Annotated in this window: 17 protein-coding genes and 1 pseudogene; 11 read left to right on the top strand and 7 right to left on the bottom strand. The window is 73.4% G+C overall.

All coding sequences use genetic code 11. The annotated features are described in order from the left end of the window. Nucleotides 1-831: a carbohydrate ABC transporter permease gene (locus OHA72_RS31235; protein WP_327011365.1), complete on the top strand. Its 831-nt coding sequence runs from the start codon at nt 1-3 to the stop codon at nt 829-831. Here the strand turns inward: OHA72_RS31235 and OHA72_RS31240 are convergent. The 3 genes from OHA72_RS31240 to OHA72_RS31250 are packed head-to-tail and all read right to left on the bottom strand — an operon-like array spanning nt 821 to nt 3,435. Beyond that, the gene (locus OHA72_RS31240) at nt 821-2,020 is read right to left on the bottom strand and encodes a Clp protease N-terminal domain-containing protein (protein WP_327011366.1); all 1,200 of its coding nucleotides are present in this window, start codon (nt 2,018-2,020) and stop codon (nt 821-823) included. The genes OHA72_RS31235 and OHA72_RS31240 overlap by 11 nt on opposite strands. Nucleotides 2,021-2,065: 45 nt before the next feature. Beyond that, on the bottom strand, nt 2,066-2,701 hold the full coding sequence (locus OHA72_RS31245) for a maleylpyruvate isomerase N-terminal domain-containing protein (protein ID WP_327011367.1): 636 nt from the start codon (nt 2,699-2,701) through the stop codon (nt 2,066-2,068). A 41-nt stretch (nt 2,702-2,742) separates the two neighbouring features. Then, nucleotides 2,743-3,435: a TetR/AcrR family transcriptional regulator gene (locus tag OHA72_RS31250; protein WP_327011368.1), complete on the bottom strand. Its 693-nt coding sequence runs from the start codon at nt 3,433-3,435 to the stop codon at nt 2,743-2,745. Nucleotides 3,436-3,563: 128 nt separating this feature from the next. On the opposite strand from OHA72_RS31250, the gene OHA72_RS31255 reads away from it, so the two are divergent. Next, nucleotides 3,564-4,541, top strand: coding sequence for an NAD(P)-dependent alcohol dehydrogenase (locus OHA72_RS31255; RefSeq protein WP_327011369.1), 978 nt, complete (start codon nt 3,564-3,566; stop codon nt 4,539-4,541). 5 nt (nt 4,542-4,546) lie between these two features. On the opposite strand, the gene OHA72_RS31260 is transcribed toward OHA72_RS31255, so the two are convergent. The 3 genes and pseudogenes from OHA72_RS31260 to OHA72_RS64940 all read right to left on the bottom strand — a co-directional run. Beyond that, the gene (locus OHA72_RS31260; RefSeq protein WP_327011370.1) at nt 4,547-4,762 is read right to left on the bottom strand and encodes a hypothetical protein; all 216 of its coding nucleotides are present in this window, start codon (nt 4,760-4,762) and stop codon (nt 4,547-4,549) included. A gap of 268 nt (nt 4,763-5,030) precedes the next feature. Further along, on the bottom strand, nt 5,031-6,332 hold the full coding sequence (locus OHA72_RS31265) for a PAS domain-containing sensor histidine kinase (RefSeq protein ID WP_327011371.1): 1,302 nt from the start codon (nt 6,330-6,332) through the stop codon (nt 5,031-5,033). 106 nt (nt 6,333-6,438) lie between these two features. Next, a pseudogene (locus OHA72_RS64940) lies at nt 6,439-7,134 on the bottom strand (GAF domain-containing protein); the annotation flags it as partial. Between the two features lie 95 nt (nt 7,135-7,229). On the opposite strand from OHA72_RS64940, the gene OHA72_RS31275 reads away from it, so the two are divergent. Together OHA72_RS31275 and OHA72_RS31280 are read left to right on the top strand one after the other, a co-directional pair. Beyond that, the gene (locus OHA72_RS31275; RefSeq protein WP_327011373.1) at nt 7,230-8,084 is read left to right on the top strand and encodes a PIG-L family deacetylase; all 855 of its coding nucleotides are present in this window, start codon (nt 7,230-7,232) and stop codon (nt 8,082-8,084) included. A gap of 52 nt (nt 8,085-8,136) precedes the next feature. Further along, the gene (locus OHA72_RS31280; RefSeq protein WP_327011374.1) at nt 8,137-9,018 is read left to right on the top strand and encodes an expansin EXLX1 family cellulose-binding protein; all 882 of its coding nucleotides are present in this window, start codon (nt 8,137-8,139) and stop codon (nt 9,016-9,018) included. Nucleotides 9,019-9,027: 9 nt separating this feature from the next. Here OHA72_RS31280 and OHA72_RS31285 read toward each other — a convergent pair whose 3' ends face one another. Next, the gene (locus tag OHA72_RS31285; protein ID WP_327011375.1) at nt 9,028-9,975 is read right to left on the bottom strand and encodes a methionyl-tRNA formyltransferase; all 948 of its coding nucleotides are present in this window, start codon (nt 9,973-9,975) and stop codon (nt 9,028-9,030) included. 178 nt (nt 9,976-10,153) lie between these two features. On the opposite strand from OHA72_RS31285, the gene OHA72_RS31290 reads away from it, so the two are divergent. From OHA72_RS31290 to OHA72_RS31320, 7 genes are all read left to right on the top strand, one after another. Further along, nucleotides 10,154-11,488, top strand: a complete 1,335-nt coding sequence (locus tag OHA72_RS31290) for a lysine N(6)-hydroxylase/L-ornithine N(5)-oxygenase family protein (protein WP_327011376.1) — start codon at nt 10,154-10,156, stop codon at nt 11,486-11,488. Then, a complete protein-coding gene (locus OHA72_RS31295) occupies nt 11,485-12,633 on the top strand; it encodes a FecCD family ABC transporter permease (protein ID WP_327011377.1) in 1,149 nt (382 codons plus the stop codon). The genes OHA72_RS31290 and OHA72_RS31295 overlap by 4 nt, the downstream gene beginning before the upstream one ends. Continuing rightward, nucleotides 12,630-13,712, top strand: a complete 1,083-nt coding sequence (locus tag OHA72_RS31300; protein ID WP_327011378.1) for a FecCD family ABC transporter permease — start codon at nt 12,630-12,632, stop codon at nt 13,710-13,712. Before OHA72_RS31295 ends, OHA72_RS31300 begins: the two co-directional genes overlap by 4 nt. A gap of 174 nt (nt 13,713-13,886) precedes the next feature. Next, nucleotides 13,887-14,690 carry an ABC transporter ATP-binding protein gene (locus OHA72_RS31305; RefSeq protein ID WP_327011379.1) on the top strand — a complete coding sequence of 268 codons (804 nt, stop codon included), beginning with the start codon at nt 13,887-13,889 and terminating at the stop codon, nt 14,688-14,690. Nucleotides 14,691-14,725: 35 nt separating this feature from the next. Then, the gene (locus OHA72_RS31310; RefSeq protein ID WP_327011380.1) at nt 14,726-14,965 is read left to right on the top strand and encodes an MbtH family protein; all 240 of its coding nucleotides are present in this window, start codon (nt 14,726-14,728) and stop codon (nt 14,963-14,965) included. A gap of 1 nt (nt 14,966) precedes the next feature. Next, entirely contained in the window at nt 14,967-16,685 is a 1,719-nt protein-coding gene (locus OHA72_RS31315; protein ID WP_327011381.1) for an ABC transporter transmembrane domain-containing protein, read from the top strand. After that, nucleotides 16,682-18,451, top strand: coding sequence for an ABC transporter ATP-binding protein (locus OHA72_RS31320; protein WP_327011382.1), 1,770 nt, complete (start codon nt 16,682-16,684; stop codon nt 18,449-18,451). Before OHA72_RS31315 ends, OHA72_RS31320 begins: the two co-directional genes overlap by 4 nt. Nucleotides 18,452-18,466 lie beyond the last annotated feature (15 nt).

Here is an 18,466-nt window from a genome sequence, read left to right on the forward strand (position 1 = left end):
ATGAACAACAGGCGCCTGTCCTTGGGGACGCCGTTCACGTATCTCATCGTGGTGTTCGTCGTCGGCGTGACCATCGTCCCGCTGGTGTTCACCATCCTCGGCGGGTTCCGCACCAACGCCCAGATCAACAACGAGCCGGTCGGCTGGCCGTCCCCATGGAACCTGGGCAACTACGGCGACGTGCTCAGCTCCGACGTGTTCTGGAAGGCGATGGGCAACAGCACGCTCATCTCGGTCATCACCACCGGCCTCGCCGTCAGCGTGGGCGCGATGGCCGCGTTCGCGCTGTCCCGCTACACGTTCAGCGGACGGGAGTCGCTGTACACGTTGTTCACGCTGGGCCTGCTGTTCCCGCTCACCGCGGCGGCCCTCCCGCTGTACCTGCTGCTGCGCGAGCTCGACCTGCTGGAGAACCCGCTCGGGGTGGCGCTGCCGCAGGCCGCGTTCGCCCTGCCGATCACGATCGTCATCCTGCGCCCGTTCATGGCCGCGATCCCCGCCGAGCTGGAGGACGCTGCGGCGATGGACGGCGCAGGGCGGCTCGGCTTCTTCTGGCGGATCCTGATCCCGCTGAGCCGGCCCGCGCTGACGACCGTGGCGATCCTCGCGTTCGTCACCAGCTGGAACGCCTACCTGCTGCCGCTGCTGGTGCTCAGCGACCCGAACAACTTCACCCTGCCGCTCGGCGTCGCCGCGTTCCAGTCCCAGTTCTCCCAGGACACGGCCCGCATCCTCGCCTACACGGCGGCGTCGATGATCCCCGCGATCGGCTTCTTCGTGTTCGCCGAACGGCACATCGTCGGCGGCCTCACCGGGTCGGTCAAGGGCTGAGCCGCCGCGCCTTCGCCGGGGACCGATCGGCGCGTCTCTCCGGCGAGGGTGCGGCACCTTCCTCCACCGGCGCCTGCGCCAGGTGGTCGGCGATGTCGGCCCGGGCGGCGGCCGGGTCGACATCGAGGGCCTCCAGCAGCCGCACGGCGGTGCCGTCCGCGGCGTCGAGCGCGGCGATCGCCAGGTGCGAGGACTCCGTGGCGGGGTGCCCCGCGTCGCGGGCCAGGGCGACCGCCCGGTCGACCGCGTCGACCGCCTCGGCGGTCCATCCCGTGCCGGTGAACCAGATGACCAGCTGGGCACGCCCCTCGGGGACGACGACCGGGGCCGCCGGGCGCACCGCCGGCAGCGCCGCGACCACTCGCTGCGGCGTCACGCCGTGCGCGTCGAGGACGTCCGCCGCGCCGTTGAACGGCAGCAGCGCCGGCCGCAGCCGCCGTTCGGCGATCCGCAGCTGCCGGCCCATCGCGGTGACGGCGAGCAGCAGGTGCGCGGCGGTGACCGGGCCGTCGTCCAGCCGCACCGTCTGGCGCACCGCCTCCCACAGCACGGCCGGCGTGACCGCGCCGCGGTACCTGCCGTCACCGATCCAGTCGCGCCGCACCTTGCGGTCCCACCGGCCACGCAGCCCGGTGCGATCGTCGAGCTCCCTGGCCGCGTCGAGCATGGACGCCAGCGGCGTGTGCGGCCGGCCGGGCTCCTGCCATGCGGGATCCGAGCGCACCGCCGCGACGAGTTCGTCCCGGTCCTTGCCCAGCCCGCGCATCGCTCCGGCCGGGTCGCGCAGCAGTCCCGCCAGCAGGTGCGCCGGGCCGGCGTGCTCGACCCCGGCCGTGCGGGCCTCCTCCAGCGCCGCGGCCAGCCCGGCGGTCGCCGACGCGTGCCACCGCGCCGGGCCGGCACTCGGCCGCTGGCTCAGGAACCGCCGCCGCAGCCGCGTCTCCCGGCGCAGCTGCGACGCCACGTCGGCGCCGTCGTCGTCGACCAGGTCCTGCGCCCAGTCCGTGAACGGGTCGAGCCAGCCGGTGTCGGCCCGGATCCGTCGGTGCACCTGGCGCATGACCGCCGAGCGGCCCGGCGGCACCGCCCACAGCAGCACCGAGGCGTCCACGATCCGTGCGGCCTTGCGGGCCGCGAACCGCTCCGCGACCGCCACCGTGTCCACGACGTCCATGCCGAACTCCGTCACGACCACACCCCCGCGACTGATTGTGGCTCAAGGCCTCAAGGGCGCCTAGAGTGCCGAGATCGTGGCGGGTGCGCGTTCGGCGCGGCTCAGGGCGCGCAGCACGCTGGTCGCGCCGTGGCGGCGCACCGCGATCCGGGACAGGATGTCCACGACGGTCTGCACGGCCGCCGCGGGGAACTCGGGGGTCGCGACGCCCACGCTGTGCGCCAGGTCGTCGCTGTGCACGACGACCTCCAGCAGCCGGCTGGCCACGAAGTCGTCCAGGCCGATCGACCACGCGCCCCAGGTGGGGCGGCGCACCGGCCGGTCCGGCGCGGCCGGCAGCACCGTGCGCAGCTCGGCGACGGTGGCCTCGACCCGGGCCGCGAGCGCCGCCGGGCCGTCCGCGGCGTCGTCCTCGCCGCTGCTGCGGATGAGGACGTTGAACGCGTCGTCGAGGTCCGACCCGATCCAGTGCACCCGGGCGTAGTACTCGTGCAGGCCGATGACCTCCTCGGCCGGCACCGGCTCGGCGAGCACCTTGGGGATGAAGAAGATCTGCCCCGCCAGGTGCCCCGCGAGGCCCCGCACGCTCAGCTTCGGCAGCGCGCTCGGTCCGTGCCACGCGGCGGCGACCTCCGGGGCGGCGAGCAGCCGCGCGGCCGTGGACGCGGCGGTGAGGTAGAGCTCCCTGATCTGCATCACGACTTCCGGCAACACCCGCCCGGCCGGGCGCATTCCGGTCAGCCCGGGCGGGACGTCCAGTCGCGCCGGCGGAGCCGTTCGAGGCCGTCCAGCAGCAGGTCCAGCGTGAACTCGAACTCGAACTGGTCGTCGCAGCCGCTGCCCACCACCGACGCGTCGTCATGGGCGACCTGGGTCGTGATTTCGGTGATGTACGGGTACCGCTCGGCCATGTGCCGGGCCACCTGCGCGTCGACGGGTGCGCCGCTCGGCGGGGCAGTGCCGAACAGCTCCTGGGAGAAGCCCAGGATGCGGCTGCCCATCGCGTGCATCACGTGGTGGGTCAGGTCGACGGAGAAGCCGCCGGTGCGGAACATGCCGATCATCGAGTCCATGTACTGCAGGACCACCGGCGTCGGGGCGGTGCGGGACTCGAGCACCCGCGACGCCCACGGGTGGCGCAGCAGCGCCCGCCTGGCGGAGAGGATCCGCTGCCGGACGGCGTGCTGCCAGTCCGTGCCGGTGGCGGGCGGGTCGATCTCGCCGACGACGACGTCGAGCATGCCGTCGAGCAGCTCCTCCTTGTTCGCCACGTGCTTGTAGAGCGCCATCGGCACGACACCCAGCGCCTGCGCGAGCTTGCGCATGCTCAGGGCGTCGATCCCCGTGCCGTCGGCGAGGTCGACGGCGGCCCGCAGGACGCGATCCCTGGTCAGGGGTGCCCGGCGTGGGGCGTCCACCTGTTGCGTCACCTCGACCACCCGACCCTTTCCGCAGCCGCCGACGATATCCCCTCTTGACGGGTGTACGCCGTACACCCTACCGTCGAAGCAGCAGGTGTACGCCGTACACCTTCGGGATCTGTCTTGAGGAGCTCGCGATGAAGGCAATCGTCCAGGACCGCTACGGCCCGTCCGACGTGCTGCGGCTCGGCGAGGTCGACCCACCGGTGGCCGCCGATGGCGAAGTGCTCGTCCGCGTCCATGCGGCCTCCGTCAACGCCCGCGACTGGCACGTCATGCGCGGCGACCCGTACGTCGCCCGCATGGCCTTCGGGCTCGGCGCGCCGAAGGTCCGGGTCCGGGGCACCGACTTCGCCGGCCGGGTCGAGTCGGTCGGCGCGGGGGTGACCCGGTTCCGCCCCGGCGACGAGGTGTTCGGCGAGATCGACGCCGCGTTCGCCGAGTACGTCCGCGTGCCGGCCGGCGGCGCGCTGGAGATCAAGCCGGCGAACCTGACGTTCGAGCAGGCCGCCGCGCTGCCCCTGGCCGCCAACACCGCCCTCATGGGCCTGCGCGACGTCGCGCGGGTGCGCTCCGGGCAGCGCGTGCTGATCAACGGCGCGTCGGGCGGCGTGGGCACGTTCGCCGTGCAGATCGCCAAGGCCTTCGGGGCCGAGGTGACCGGCGTGTGCAGCACCAGGAACCTCGAGCTGGTCCGGTCCCTCGGCGCCGACCGCGTCATTGACTACACCCGCGAGGACTTCACCCGCAACGGCGGCCGGTACGAGGTCGTGTTCGACCTCGTCGGCAACCGCTCGCTGGCCGAGTGCCGGCGGGTGCTGACACCCACGGGGACGCTGGTGCTGTCCGGCGGCGGCGTCTCGGCCGGCGGCAGCCTCTTCGGCCCGGTCCGGCTGATCACGCGGGGGCGGCTGGTGTCACGCTTCGTCCGGCACCGGGTGCTGGTGCTCACCGCGGTGCCGAGCCGGGAGAACCTCGCGACGCTGCGCGAGCTCGCCGAGTCCGGCGCGATCACCCCGGTCATCGACCGCACGTTCCCGTTCGGCGAGGCCGCGGAGGCCGTGCGCTACCTCGAGATGGACCACGCCCGCGCGAAGGTCGTCATCACCGTGTGACGGGCCTACTCGGCCGCGCCCACCGCGACCCTCGGCACCGCGTCGAGCTCGGCCATCAGGGTGCGGGCCTGCGACGCGTACCGGTCACTGACGTCGATGGTGTAGAGGACGGCGGCACTGCGTTCGCCGGGGGCGACGCGCCGGGTGGCGGCGAGCTGGTTCCGCGCCGCGCACAGCTGCGCCAGGTGTGCGTCAAGGAGCGTGAGAATGTCGTGGTGCATGGTCCTGACCCTCGACGTCGGGGTGCGGTGGCCGCCGTGCCGTGACTGGAACGGCGGCACAGCCGGTCTACTTCTTCTTCTTGTTCTTCTTGTCCTTCTTCGACTTCTTCTTGTTCTTCGCCATGTCTTCCACCCCCGGATTCCTGCTGGACATCTCCTGCGGATTCGAGGTTTAGCCTAGCGATCGGCGGGGCAACGCACCGGAAGATCGTTTACTGTGCGTGTACCTTGCGTTCACGGAAGCCGTAGACCGCGCCATGCCGGGCCGTCAGGGACGCACCGCTGTGGGCAGCGTGAACGTGAACGTCGTGCCGGTCGGCTCGGCCGGGGTGGCGGTGATCGTGCCGTGGTGGGCGTCCACGATCGCCTTGGTCACCGCCAGGCCGAGGCCCGTGCCCTTGATGCCCTGCGCGAGCGCCGTCGAGGCGCGGAAGAAGCGGGTGAACAGCTGCTGGTACTGCTCGGCCGGGATCCCGATCCCGGTGTCGCTGACGCTGATCGACGCCGTGCCGGACCCGTCGGCGCCGGACGCGGTGACGGTCACGGTGCCGCCGGCCGGGGTGTACTTGACGGCGTTGGAGAGCAGGTTGTCCAGGACCTGCCGCAGCCGCGCCGGGTCTGCCCGCACCGTGAGGTTCGCGCCCGGCTCGAGGCGGATCGTGAGGTCCCTGCCCTCGGCGGCCGGCCGGTGGTCCTCGACCGCCTCGCGCAGCGCCCTGGTCAGCGACAGCGGGCGCGGGTCGACCGCGAGGCTGGCGCTGCCGAGCCGGGCCAGGTCCAGCAGGTCGTCGACGAGCTGCTGCATGTGGCTGCTGTGGCGGCGGATGACCTCGCCGTAGCGGCGCACCTCGTCGGTGACGCCGGGCTCGTCGCCGATGATCTCGGCGTACCCGAGGATCGTGCCGATCGGGTTGCGCAGCTCGTGCGAGACCAGGGCGACCAGGTCGTCCTTCATCCGGTCCAGCTCGCGCAGCCGCGCCACCTGCTGCCGCTGCTCGGCGAGCAGCTCCTCACGGTGCTCGGCGAGGAGCCGGCGCTCGGTGACGTTGGTGCTCATCCCGTCCAGGAACAGCCGGCCGTGCTCGCGCCGGGGGACCGCGCGGGTCCACACCCACCGCGTGACGCCGTCGAAGCCGATGACCCGGACCTCCATCTCCGCCGGGCGGTCGGCCGCGATCGCGGCGTGGAAGCCGCCGAACTCGTCCCGGTCCTCGGGGTGGACCCGCTCGGCGAGGACCATCGCGAGGTCGGTACCGGCCGGCATCGGCGAGCCGAACACGCCGCCGCCGTCGGGGCTGGCGTACACCGAGCGGACCGACTCGTCGGGGAGCATCTCGACGGTCCACACGTAGTCGTTGACCCCGGCGATGACGCGGTCGAAGTCGCGGCGCGCGGCGGCGAGGGCGGTGCTGAGGTCGTCGGCGCGCAGCCGTTCGATGTGCCGGGCGATGTGGGCGCAGACGCCGTCGAGCATGGCCACGACGTCCGGGTCCACCTGCACGAGCCGCTCGGTGGCGAAGACGAGCACGCCGAGCACGGTCCCGCCGCTGAGGACCGGCAGCCCGATCACGGCGTGCAGCCCCGCGGCGAGGGCCGGCCCGGTCCACCGCCGTCACCTCGAGGATCGCGGCCGATCCGCTCCCGGCGGCCCCGGCCAGCCACGCCTCGAACCGGCCCCGCGAGGCGTCGTCGACGACCGTGGCGGCCGGCCGGCCGAGGGTCTCCGCCGCCGACCGCCCGAACATCCGCTCCGCGGCCAGGTTCCACGCGAGCACGGTGCCGTCCGCGTCGAGCGACACGAACGCGTCCGCGGCGCTGTCCAGCACCGCCTGCGTCCGCGTCGAGGCCAGCATCAGCTCGGCGTTGGCCAGCCGCAGCGCCAGCTCGACCCCGGCCGCGCCGGCCAGGTCCGCGACCGTGTCGAGGTCCTCGGCGCTCCACTGCCGCGGCGCGTGGTCGACGACGCAGAACGCGCCCAGCACCTGCCCGTCCGGGGTGCGCAGCGGATGCCCCACGTAGGCGATCACGCGCCCGGCCGGGCCGGGCGGCACCCGCGGATCCTGCCGGCTGTCGGTCACCACCAGCGGCCCGTCGTCGTCCACCACGATCCGGCAGAACGACTGCGACAGCGGCGAGTCCCGCGCGCCGGCGTGGCCGGAGGCGCTGACGATGACCTGCCGGTCGGCGTCGACCAGGGACACGATCGACGCCGGGACGCCGACCGCCCGCCGCGCGAGCCGGGTCAGGCGGTCCAGCGACGGCACACCGGACGCCTGCAGCAGCCCGGTGGCGTGCAGCGACTCCAGGCGCGCCGGATCACCGACGCGTCCTGCGGGCGCCGGACCCGCTGATCGTGACCCACGATCCAGCACACCTGCTTATCGGCACCACCGGGCCCGAGCTGAGCCGGTGCGCCTTCGCATCGCGCGCCCCCGGCGCCGCGCGCGGCGGTGGATAGGGTGGGGGCATGGCTGAACGACCCCTGACGCTGATGGCAGTGCACGCCCACCCCGACGACGAGGCGACCGGCACCGGTGGTGTGCTGGCGAAGTACGCTGCCGAGGGGGTCACGACGGTGCTCGTGACGTGCACCGACGGCCGCTGCGGGGACGGGCCCGGCGGGGTCAAGCCGGGGGAGCCGGGGCACGACCCCGACGCCGTGGCCGCGATGCGCCTCGAGGAGCTGGAGGCCAGCTGCGCCGCGCTGAAGGTCACCCACCTGGAGGTGCTCGGCTACCCCGACTCCGGGATGATGGGCTGGTCGACGAACGACGTGGCCGGCTCGTTCTGGACCACGCCCGTGCCGGACGCCGCGCAGCGGCTCGCCGTGCTCATCGACAAGTACCAGCCGGACGTCATCGTCACCTACGACGAGAACGGCTTCTACGGCCACCCCGACCACATCCAGGCCCACCGGATCACGATGGCGGCGGTCGAGCTGAGCGGCAGCCCGGCGAAGGTGTACTGGACGACGGTGCCGCGCTCCGGGATGGAGGAGTTCGGCAGGACGTTGCGCGAGCTCGGCGTCGAGTTCCCCGAGCCGGACCCCGACGCGCCGCCGGCCGGCCCGCCGATGGGGCTGCCCGACGAGGAGATCTCGACGTGGGTCGACACCAAGGCGTACGGGTCGCAGAAGTACGACGCGCTCGCCGCCCACGCCAGCCAGGGCGAGAACATCTTCTTCCTGCGCATGGGCAAGGAGAGGTTCACCGAGCTGATGGGCGTGGAGACGTTCGTGCGGGTGCGTGACACCACGGGAGCGCCGCTGCCGGAGGACGACCTGTTCGCCGGCCTGCGCGGCCCCGCTTTTGGCGTGTCTTAAGCGTTCCTTTGGCGGCGGCGTGCGCGGTCCGGGCCCGGCTACGATGCCGTTCGTGCTGGACAACCCCGAACCCTCGCCGTGGTGGATGCGCCGCCGGACCTGGGTGGTCGCGGCCGCCGGTGCCGTCGTCGCGGGCACCGCGACCGTCGCGCTCGTCGCCCAGGCGTCCGGCGCCGCGTGCGCCGCGGCCGCCGCCTCGTCCGGCCAGGCCACCTACTACGCGGCCGACGGCGGTGGCAACTGCTCGTTCGACAAGGTGTCGAACCCCCTCGTCGTGGCGCTCGGCAACGCGGAGTACGCGGCCGGCGCCGCGTGCGGCGGCTACCTGGACGTCAAGGGCCCCAAGGGCACGGTCCGGGTCAAGGTGACCGACCGGTGCCCGGAGTGCGCCGCCGGGCACCTGGATCTCAGCAGGCAGGCGTTCGCGAAGATCGGCGATCCGGTGGCCGGGGTCATCAAGGTGACCTACAGCAAGGTCACCAGCCCGCCGTCGCCCGGCCCGATGACGGTCCGCGTGAAGGAGGGCTCGTCGCGGTACTGGCTGGCGCTGCGCCTGGACAACACCGGCAACCCGCTGTCCGGCGTGGAGCTGCAGTCCGGCGGCGGCTGGAAGGCGCTGAGCCACACCGACTACAACTACTGGATCGCCCAGAACGGCGCCGGCACGGGCCCGTTCACGATCCGGGTGACCGACACCGCCGGCCGGCGCACGACGCTGAGTGGGGTCACGCTCACCGTCGGCACCGTGCAGCGGCCCGGCGCCGCGGCGGCCGGCACCACCGCGCCGAAGACCCCGGCGGCCAGCAGGTCCGGCCCGGCCGCCTCGACGGCCGCCGCGGAGTCGGCCGCGGCGTCGCCGACGCCTCCCACGGATGGGCCCACCGACGGGCCGACGGCACCGGCGGTCGCCGCGCCGCCGGCGAGATGCGGCTGATCGCGCGGGTCAGTGCCGGGCGGTGAGGTAGCCGCCCATCGTTGTGAAGTAGTCGGCGGCGGCCAGCTCGGTGCCGTCCTCGGTGCGGACCCGCTCGACGGCCAGGCCGTGGCTGCGCCCGCGGCGGGCCTCGGCGCCGGCCACGATGACCACGGCGTCGCCCTCGCGGATGAAGATCCGGCCGGGGGTGCCGCCGTAGCAGCCCTTGGACACCGACGCGGCGACGATGCGGATGCGCCGGCCGCGGTGGTAGGTGAACGCGTTCGGGTACGGGTCGGACTGGGCGCGCACCAGCCGGTCGAGGTCCTCCGCCGGCCAGGTCCAGTCGATGCGGCTGTCCTCCTCGGCCCGCTTGTGGAAGAAGCTGGCCTTGGACCGGTCCTGCGGGGTCCAGTCGGTGCGGCCGGACGCGATCAGGTCCAGGCCGTCCACGGTGATCGGGCCGAACAGCTCCAGCGTCTTGTGGAACAGGTCGGTGGTGGTGTCGCGGTCACCGACGGGGACCGCCCGCTGCAGCACGATGTCGCCGGCGTCCAGGCCCGCGTCCATCATGTGCGCGGTGACCCCGACCTCCCGCTCACCGTTGATGAGGGCCCAGATCAGCGGCGCGAAGCCGCCGTAGGACGGCAGCAGCGAGTCGTGCACGTTGAGGGTGCCGAGCCGGGGGAGCTCGAAGATCTCCGGCGGGATCCAGGTGCGCCAGTTGGTGGCGACGATTACGTCCGGGTCTGCCTGCTTGAGCCGGTCGAGCAGTTCGGGGTCGTCGGGCCGGTCGCGGATGAGGACCTCGACCCCGCGCGCAGTGGCGAGATCGGCGACGGAGTCGTTCCAGATCCGCTCATACGGGTGGTCACTCACCGGGTGGGTCACGACCAGTGCGACCTCGTGCTCGGAGGCCAGCAGCGCCTGGAGCGTGCGGTGCCCCCAGGTCTGATATCCGAACATGACGACGCGCATGGGGCCTCCCAGATGAGTGACAAGGTTCGATGCCATAGCCTTCGATCGGAGGTTAGGTTAGTCTACCCTTCATTCACGTGAAAGGTGTGGGGCGGTCGTGACAACCATGCTAGCTAAGGTTAGGCTTGCCTAACTCACGCCAGCGGGTGGCGGAGCCGGAACGAGCGATAGGACTGCGATGCCACAGCCGCGCGGGGATCAAGGACCGGTCTACGACCTGGTCGGGGTCGGCTTCGGCCCTTCCAACCTGGCGTTGGCGATCGCGGTGCACGAGCGCAACGCCACCGCCGGTTCGGCGCCCGTCAGCGCGGTGTTCCTGGAGCGGCAGGCCACCTTCGGCTGGCACCGGGGCATGCTGATCGAGGACGCGACGATGCAGGTGTCCTTCCTCAAGGACCTCGTCACGATGCGGAACCCGACCAGCTCCTTCAGCTTCCTGTGCTACCTGCAGGAGCGCGGCCGGCTCATCGACTTCGTCAACCACAAGAGCCTCTTCCCGCTGCGGATCGAGTTCCACGACTACCTGGAATGGGCCGCCGTCCGCGTCGACGACCTGGTCCGATACGGCGCCGACGTCGTCGCCGTGCGCCCGGTCGTCGCCGACGGCATGGTCACCGCGTATGACGTGGAGACCCGCGACAGCACCTTCCGCGCCCGCAACGTCGTGCTCGCCAGCGGCCTGCGCCCCGCCCTGCCGCCGGGCATCGAGGCGTCCCAGCGGGTCTGGCACAGCCGGGACCTGCTGACCAATGTGGACGGTCTGGCCGGCACCGACCCGTCCCGGTTCGTCGTCGTCGGCGCCGGGCAGAGCGCGGCCGAGGTGACCGCGTTCCTGCACGAGCGCTTCCCGAACGCCGAGGTGTGCGGCGTGCTGTCCCGCTACGGCTACAGCCCCGCCGACGACAGCCCCTTCGCCAACCGCATCTTCGACCCCCTCGCCGTGGACGACTACTTCGACGCCTCCACCCGGGTGAAGTCGATGCTGCTCGGCTACCACGCCAACACCAACTACTCCGTCGTGGACACCGACCTCATCGAGGCGCTCTACCGCCGCGTGTACCGCGAGAAGGTGCTCGGCTCGCAGCGGCTCCGCCTGCTCAACGTCTCCCGGCTGACCGCCGCGCAGGAGTCCGCGGGCCGCGTCGCCGTGACCGTCGAGTCGATGCTCACCGGCGCGCGGACCGTGCTGGACGCCGACGTGCTCGTCTGCGCCACCGGCTACGCGCCCGCCGACCCGTTCCCGCTGCTCGGCGAGCTCTCTGCCCGCTGCCACTACGACGAGCAGGGCCGCGCCGTCGTCGAGCGCGACTACCGCGTCCGCACCGATCCCGGTGTGCACGCCGGCATCTACCTGCAGGGCGGCACCGAGCACACGCACGGCATCAGCTCCTCGCTGCTGTCCAACACCGCGATCCGGTCCGCGGAGATCCTCGAGTCGGTCTGCGCCCGGCGCCACACCGAGCCCGCCGTGCCCGCGCTGTCCGGCTCGGGCCGAGCCAGCTCCTACGCGTGAGCCGCTCGACCCCACCGGAGCCGCCCGGCGCGACCCGCCTGGCGGAAGGGCTCACCACGGCACGCCCGGCCACGGCGCCGGGACGTGCCGTGGGACCCGGCGCCGTCCCAGCCGTCCGCACCGCGAAACCGGCGGCGGGCCTGGCCGCCACGAACGCCCGCCGCGGGCTGTGGCTCGCCGTGTCCGTCGGGGTGCTCGCCGTGGTCTGCCTGCTGAGCATCGTCATCGGCACCAAGAACCTGTCCCCGGCCACGGTCTGGGGCGCGTTCGCGCACTACACGGGCACCAGCGACCAGTCGATCGTGCGGGACCTGCGGGTGCCCCGGACGGTCCTGGCGGTCCTCGTCGGCGCCTCGCTCGGCATCTGCGGCGCCGTCATCCAGGCGATGACCCGCAACCCGCTCGCCGACACGCAGGTCCTCGGGATCAACGCCGGCGCCAGCCTGTTCGTCGTCGTCGCGATCGGCCTGCTCGGCCTGTCCAGCATCACCGCCTACGTGTGGTTCGCGTTCGCCGGTGTGGTCGTGGCGATGCTGCTGGTGTACGCCCTCGCCGCCGTCGGCCGCGGCCCCGCGACACCGGTGCGGCTGCTGCTGGCCGGCGTCGCGCTGGGCGCGGTGCTCGAGGGGATCGGCGCCGGCATCCGCCTGATCCGCCCGCGGGCCTTCTACTACCTGCGGTTCTGGGACGTCGGCGCGCTCACCGGCCGCGGCTGGGACGTCATCGGCGCGATCGCCCCGTTCGTGGTCGCCGGGCTCGTCCTCGCCCTGCTGGTCGCCCGGTCCCTCAACACGGTCGCGCTCGGCGACGACCTCGCCCGGTCCCTCGGCGCGAACCTCGGCCGCACCCGCGCCGGCGCGGTGCTGTCGGTGACGCTGCTGGCCGGCGCGGCGACCGCGGCGGTCGGGCCGATCGGCTTCGTCGGGCTCATGGTCCCGCACGTCGCCCGCTGGATCACCGGGCCCGACCAGCGATGGATCTTCGCGTACACCCTCGTCGGCGGGCCGACGCTGCTGCTCGCCGCCGACGTCGTCGGCCGGGTCGTGCTGCGCCCCGGCGAGCTGCAGGCGGGCGTCGTGACGGCGTTCGTCGGCGCGCCCGTGCTCATCTGGCTGGTCCGCCGCCGCACCGCGAGCGCGCTGTGAAGCCCGGCGACGTCCGCAAGGTCGCGGGCGGCCGGCAAACCGTCGACTTCGGACGGCCGGCGCTCGTGCTGCGGCTCGGTCCGGTCGCGTCCGTGCGCCTCGGCGTCCGCACCGCCGTCACCTGCGTCGCGCTGCTGCTGCTCGCCGCCGCCGTCGGCGTCCTCGCCCTGGGGACCGGCGAGTTCACCGCGACCCCCTCCGAGGTCCTGCAGGCCCTCGCCGGTGAGGGCTCCCGCGCCGTCCGGCTCGTCGTCGTCGAGTGGCGCCTGCCGCGGGTGCTGCTCGCGCTGCTGGTCGGCGCCGCGATGGGCCTGTCCGGCGCCATCTTCCAGGCACTGACCCGCAACCCGCTCGGCAGCCCCGACGTGCTCGGCTTCAGCACCGGCGCGTACACCGGCGTCCTGGTCTGCGTCGTGTTCATCGGCCGCAGCTACCCGGAGACCGCCACCGCCGCCCTGATCGGCGGCATCGCCACCGCCGCCCTGGTCTACCTGCTGTCGCTGCGCCGCGGCGTGCAGGGCTTCCGGCTCATCATCGTCGGCATCGCGATCAGCGCCGTGCTCAGCTCCGTCAACGAGTGGTTCATCATCAAGGTCGACCTGCAGACCGCCGTCTCCGCCACGATCTGGGGCAAGGGCACGCTCAACGGCCTCGGCTGGGCCCAGGTCACGCCCGCCGCCGTCGCCATCGGCGGGCTGAGCCTCATGGTGCTCGCGCTCGGCCGGCGGCTGCAGGTGATGGAGCTCGGCGACGACGCGGCCGCCGCGGTCGGTGTCGGCGTCGAACGCACCCGCCTGGCGTACCTCGCCCTCGGCGTGGCGCTGATCGCCGCCGCGACGGCCGTCGCCGGGCCGATCTCGTTCGTGGCCCTCGCCGCCCCGCAGCTCGCGCACCAGCTGGCCCGCACCCCCGGGATCGCCCTGGCACCGTCCGCCGCCATGGGCGCGCTGCTGCTCATGGGCAGCGACTTCCTGGCCGCTCGGGCGTTCGCGCCGACCCAGCTGCCGGTCGGCGTGGTCACCGTGTCCATCGGCGGCCTGTATTTCGTGTGGCTACTGGCCCGCCAGGCGAGGAGATGAGCATGAGCGGACAGCGAAGCGGCTCGGGCCGCGAATCGTGTGGCAGGTTTGGGTCAGGCCGACGCCGGAGCGCAGCGGAGGTGGCGGCATGAGCGGACAGCGGAGCGGCTCGGGCCGCGAATCGTGTGGCAGGTTTGGGTCAGGCCGACGCCGGAGCGCAGCGGAGGTGGCGGCATGACCAGGTTGCGCGCGGACGGTATCACCGTCGGCTACGACCGCAAGACGATCAGCACCGACCTGGACCTCACGGTCCCCGACGGCCGGTTCACCGTCATCGTCGGCCCCAACGCCTGCGGCAAGTCGACGCTGCTGCGGGCGCTGTCGCGGCTGCTCACCCCCTCCAAGGGCCAGGTGCTGCTGGACGGCAAGGCGATCCACGCGTACCCGGCGAAGGAGGTCGCCCGGCGGCTCGGGCTGCTGCCGCAGTCCTCGATCGCGCCCGACGGCATCTCCGTCGCCGAGCTCGTCGCCCGGGGCCGCTTCCCGCACCAGCGGCTGCTGCGCCAGTGGTCGGTCGACGACGAGGCCGCGGTGGCCGCCGCGATGCACGCGACCGGCGTCGCCGATCTGTCCGGGGAGCTGGTCGACACGCTGTCCGGCGGCCAGCGGCAACGGGTCTGGGTCGCGATGGTCCTCGCCCAGCAGACCCCGATCGTGCTGCTCGACGAGCCGACCACGTTCCTGGACATCGCACACCAGGTCGAGCTGCTCGAACTGTGCCTGCGGCTCAACCGGGAGCAGGGCACCACGATGGTCGCGGTCCTGCACGACCTCAACCACGCCTGCCGCTACGCCGATCACATCGTGGTGATGAAGGCGGGCGTCGTGGTCGCCGAGGGCGACCCGCGGCACGTCGTGACCGGCGACCTCGTCGAGGACGTCTTCGGGCTGCCGTGCCGCATCATCCCCGACCCGGAGACCGGCACGCCACTGGTCATCCCGCGGGCCGGTGCGCTGCACGCCGCCGTATCGCTGTGATCCGCAACATTTCTCGACAGAGGGGAACGACCAGCATGTCCAGCAACCCGTTCGACGACGAGAACGGCACGTTCTTCGTGCTCGTCAACGACGAGGAACAGCACTCGCTGTGGCCGACGTTCGCCGCGGTGCCGGCGGGCTGGCGGATCGTCTTCGGTGAGAACGGCCGGACGGCCCGCCAGGAGTGCGTGGACTACGTCGACCGCCACTGGACCGACCTGCGGCCCAAGAGCCTCCGCGACAGCATGGCGCAGGACGCCGCCGCGGTCGCCTGACATGGCAACCGTCACAAGTTCCCGCATCCTGCTGCGTTCCCTCACCCGCAACCGGGCCCGGCTCGCCGCCGGCACCGGACTGATCAGCCTGCACCAGCTCGCCGAGGCGACGGTGCCGGTGCTGATCGGCGTCGGCATCGACCGTGCCGTGGCGCCCGGCGACGGCACGGCGCTGCTGCTGTGGGTCGTCGCGCTCGGCGCCCTCTTCACGGGGCTGCACCTGTGCTACCGCTTCGGCGCCCGTCACCTGATGCTCGCCATCGCCAACGAGGCGTACCTGCTGCGCGGCGAACTGGCCGCGAAGATCGTGCACCCGCGGCGGATCCGCACGTCCCTGCGCGCCGGGGAGCTGCTGACGGTGTCCAGCACCGACGCCGACAACGTCTCCTACCTGCTGGACTACTTCCCGCGGATCGTCGGCGCGCTCACCGCCACCGCCGTCAGCGCCACCGTGCTGCTCGTCGTCGACGTGCAGCTCGGCCTCGTCGTGCTGATCGGCACCCCGATCGTCCTGGTCGGCATGCAGTTCGCCGGCCCGCTCATCACCCGGCGGGTCACCGAGCAGCAGGAGCTCGCCGGGAAGTCCACGGCGCTGGCCACCGACCTGGTCAGCGGGGTCCGGCCGCTGCGCGGGCTCGGCGCCGAGCGGGCCGCCGCCCGCCGGTACCGCGACGTCAGCCAGGCCTCGCTGCGCGCCGCGTTGCGGGCCGCCGGCACGACCAGCCGGTACCTCGCGGTCTCCACCGCCGCCAGCGCGCTGCTCGCCTGCGGCGTCGCCGTGCTCGCCGGCTGGTTCGCCCTCGACGGCCGCATCAGCGTCGGCGAGTTCATCATGGTCATCGGCCTGGCCCAGTTCCTGCTCGAACCGATCGGGCTCCTCGCGATCGTGCCGAGCTGGGTCGCCGAGGCCCGCGCCTCCGCAGACCGGGCCGCCCTCGTCCTGGGCGCCGAGCTGCTCCTGCCGCCGGGGACAGCGCAAAAGACAGCTCCAGAGCCGGATCTGGTACTGGCGGCGCTGCGCCACGGCACGCTGAACGGCCTGGACCTGACGGTGCGCCCCGGCGAGTTCGTCGGCGTCGTCACCCCCCGCTCCGCCGACGGTGAGGCCATCGTGCGGCTGCTCGCCGGTGGCGTCCCGCCGGCCGAGTACGAGGGCTCGATCCTGCTCGGCGGGGTCTCGCTGCACGACCTCGAGCCGGCCCACGCCCGCGCCGTGCTGCTCGTCGAACCGCACCACACCGACCTGTTCACCGGCACCGTGGCCGCCAATGTCGCCGGCCTGCCCGCCGGGGCGGCGGTCAAGGACCAGGCGGCGCTGCGCGCGGCCCTCGCGGCGTCCGCGGCGGACGAGGTCGTCGCGGGCCACCCCGACGGCGTCGACCGGCAGGTCGCGGAGCGCGGCGCCACCCTGTCCGGCGGGCAACGGCAACGCCTCGCGCTGGCCCGGGCGCTGCTGGCGCACCCGCCGATCCTCGTGCTGCACGACCCGACCACGGCCGTGGACACCGTCACCGAGCAGGCGATCGCGCGGGCCGTCCGCGCGCTGCGGCACGGCGGCACCGGCGGGCGCCGCACGACCGTCGTCGTCACCAGCAGCCCCGCCATCCTCGCCGTCACCGACCGGGTCGTGGTCGTCGACGAGGGCAGGGTCACGGTCGAGGGCGGGCACGCCGAGCTCGGCGCCACCCACGACGACTACCGGAAAGTGGTATTGCGGTGAGCAACGACCAACTCCCGATCGCCGACCGGCGCGAGACACTGCGCTGGCTGCGCGGCGAGCTGCGGGCCCGGTGGGGCGAGGCGGCCGGCGCGTTCGCCGTGGGCGTGCTCGCCGCAGCCGCCGGCGTCACGCCCGTCTACGCGCTCGGCGTCCTCGTCGACCGGGTCCGGGCCGGCGCGCCGTCCTCCGACATCGTCGGGATCACGGTCGTCATCGCCGTCTCGGCCATCGTCGCCGGCGTCACCACCGCCGTGTCGACCTACCTCATCGCCCGGCTCGGCGGCCGGATCCTGGCCACACTGCGGGAGGACACCGTCGCCCGCGCGATCACGCTGCCCGCGACGCGCCTGGAACGCGTCGGCAAGGGCGAGCTCATGTCGCGGGTCGGCCCCGACGTCGCCGCCGTCAACAAGGCCGTCACCGACGTGCTGCCGACGATGACGGCGTCGGTGCTCCTCGCGGCGCTGAGCATCGCCGCGATGCTCGGCATCGACTGGCGGCTCGGCCTCGCCGGGCTCGTCACCGTCCCCCTGTACGTCATGGCGCTGCGCTGGTATCTGCCGCGCTCCGCCCCCGGCTACGCCGTCGAACGCGCCGCCGTCGGCGAACGGTCCCAGCTGCTGCTGGAGAGCGTGCAGGGGCTGCGGACGGTGCACGCGTACCGCCTCGAAACGCCGCACCTGCAAGGGATCGACGTCGCGTCGGCCCGCGCCAGGGACGTGTCCGTCGCGGTGTTCGGCTACTTCACGCGGTTCGTCGGCCGGATCAACCGGGCCGAGTTCGCCGGGCTCGCCGTCATCGTGGTGACCGGCTTCTGGCTGGTGAAGGACGGCTCGGTCACCGTCGGCGGGACCGCCGCGGCGGCCGTGCTGTTCCACCGGCTGTTCAACCCGGTGTCGATGCTGCTGTACACGTTCGACGAGCTGCAGGCGGGCGGCGCCGGCCTGGCCCGGCTCGTCGGCGTCGTCACCATTCCCGACGAGCCCCGTCCGTCGGCCGCCGGCGGGCAGTCCCCAGTGGACGCCACCCTGGAGCTGAGCGGGGTGCGGTTCGGCTACCCCGGCGGTGCCGAGGTACTGCACGGCGTCAGCCTCCGCATCGCGGCGGGGCAGCGGGTCGCGCTGGTCGGCTCCACCGGCGCCGGCAAGTCGACCCTCGCCGCCGTCGCCGCCGGGATCCTCCAGCCGGCCGCCGGATCCGCGTCCGTCGGCGGGATGCCCGTCACGGCGATGGACCCGGTGCTGCTGCGCTCGCAGGTCGCCATCATCAGCCAGGAGACGCACGTCTTCGCCGGGCCGCTCATCGAGGACCTGCGCCTCGCCCGGCCCGACGCGACCGTCGAAAACGTGGAGGCGGCCCTGGCGGCCGTCGGCGCCGCCGAGTGGGTCCGCGCGCTGCCCGACGGGGTGCGGACCGTCGTCGGGGAGGGCGGGCACGAGCTGACCGCCGCGCGGGCGCAGCAGGTCGCCCTGGCCCGGCTCGTCCTGGCCGACCCGGCGGTCGCGATCCTCGACGAGGCGACCGCGGAGGCCGGCAGCTTCGGCGCCCGCGACCTGGAGGACTCCGCGCTCGCCGCGACCGCGGGGCGCACCACCCTCGTGGTGGCGCACCGGCTCACCCAGGCCAGGGCCGCGGACCGGGTCGTCGTCCTGGAGGACGGCCGGGTCGCCGAGGAGGGCGGCCACGACGAGCTGCTCCTGGCCGGCGGCCGGTACGCGCAGCTGTGGGCGGCGTGGGAGTCCCGCACCCCACTCCCGGCCGAATGACCCACCCTTTCCATC

Source organism: Dactylosporangium sp. NBC_01737 (genome assembly GCF_035963215.1).
In the GTDB taxonomy this organism is placed as follows: Bacteria; Actinomycetota; Actinomycetes; order Mycobacteriales; family Micromonosporaceae; genus Dactylosporangium.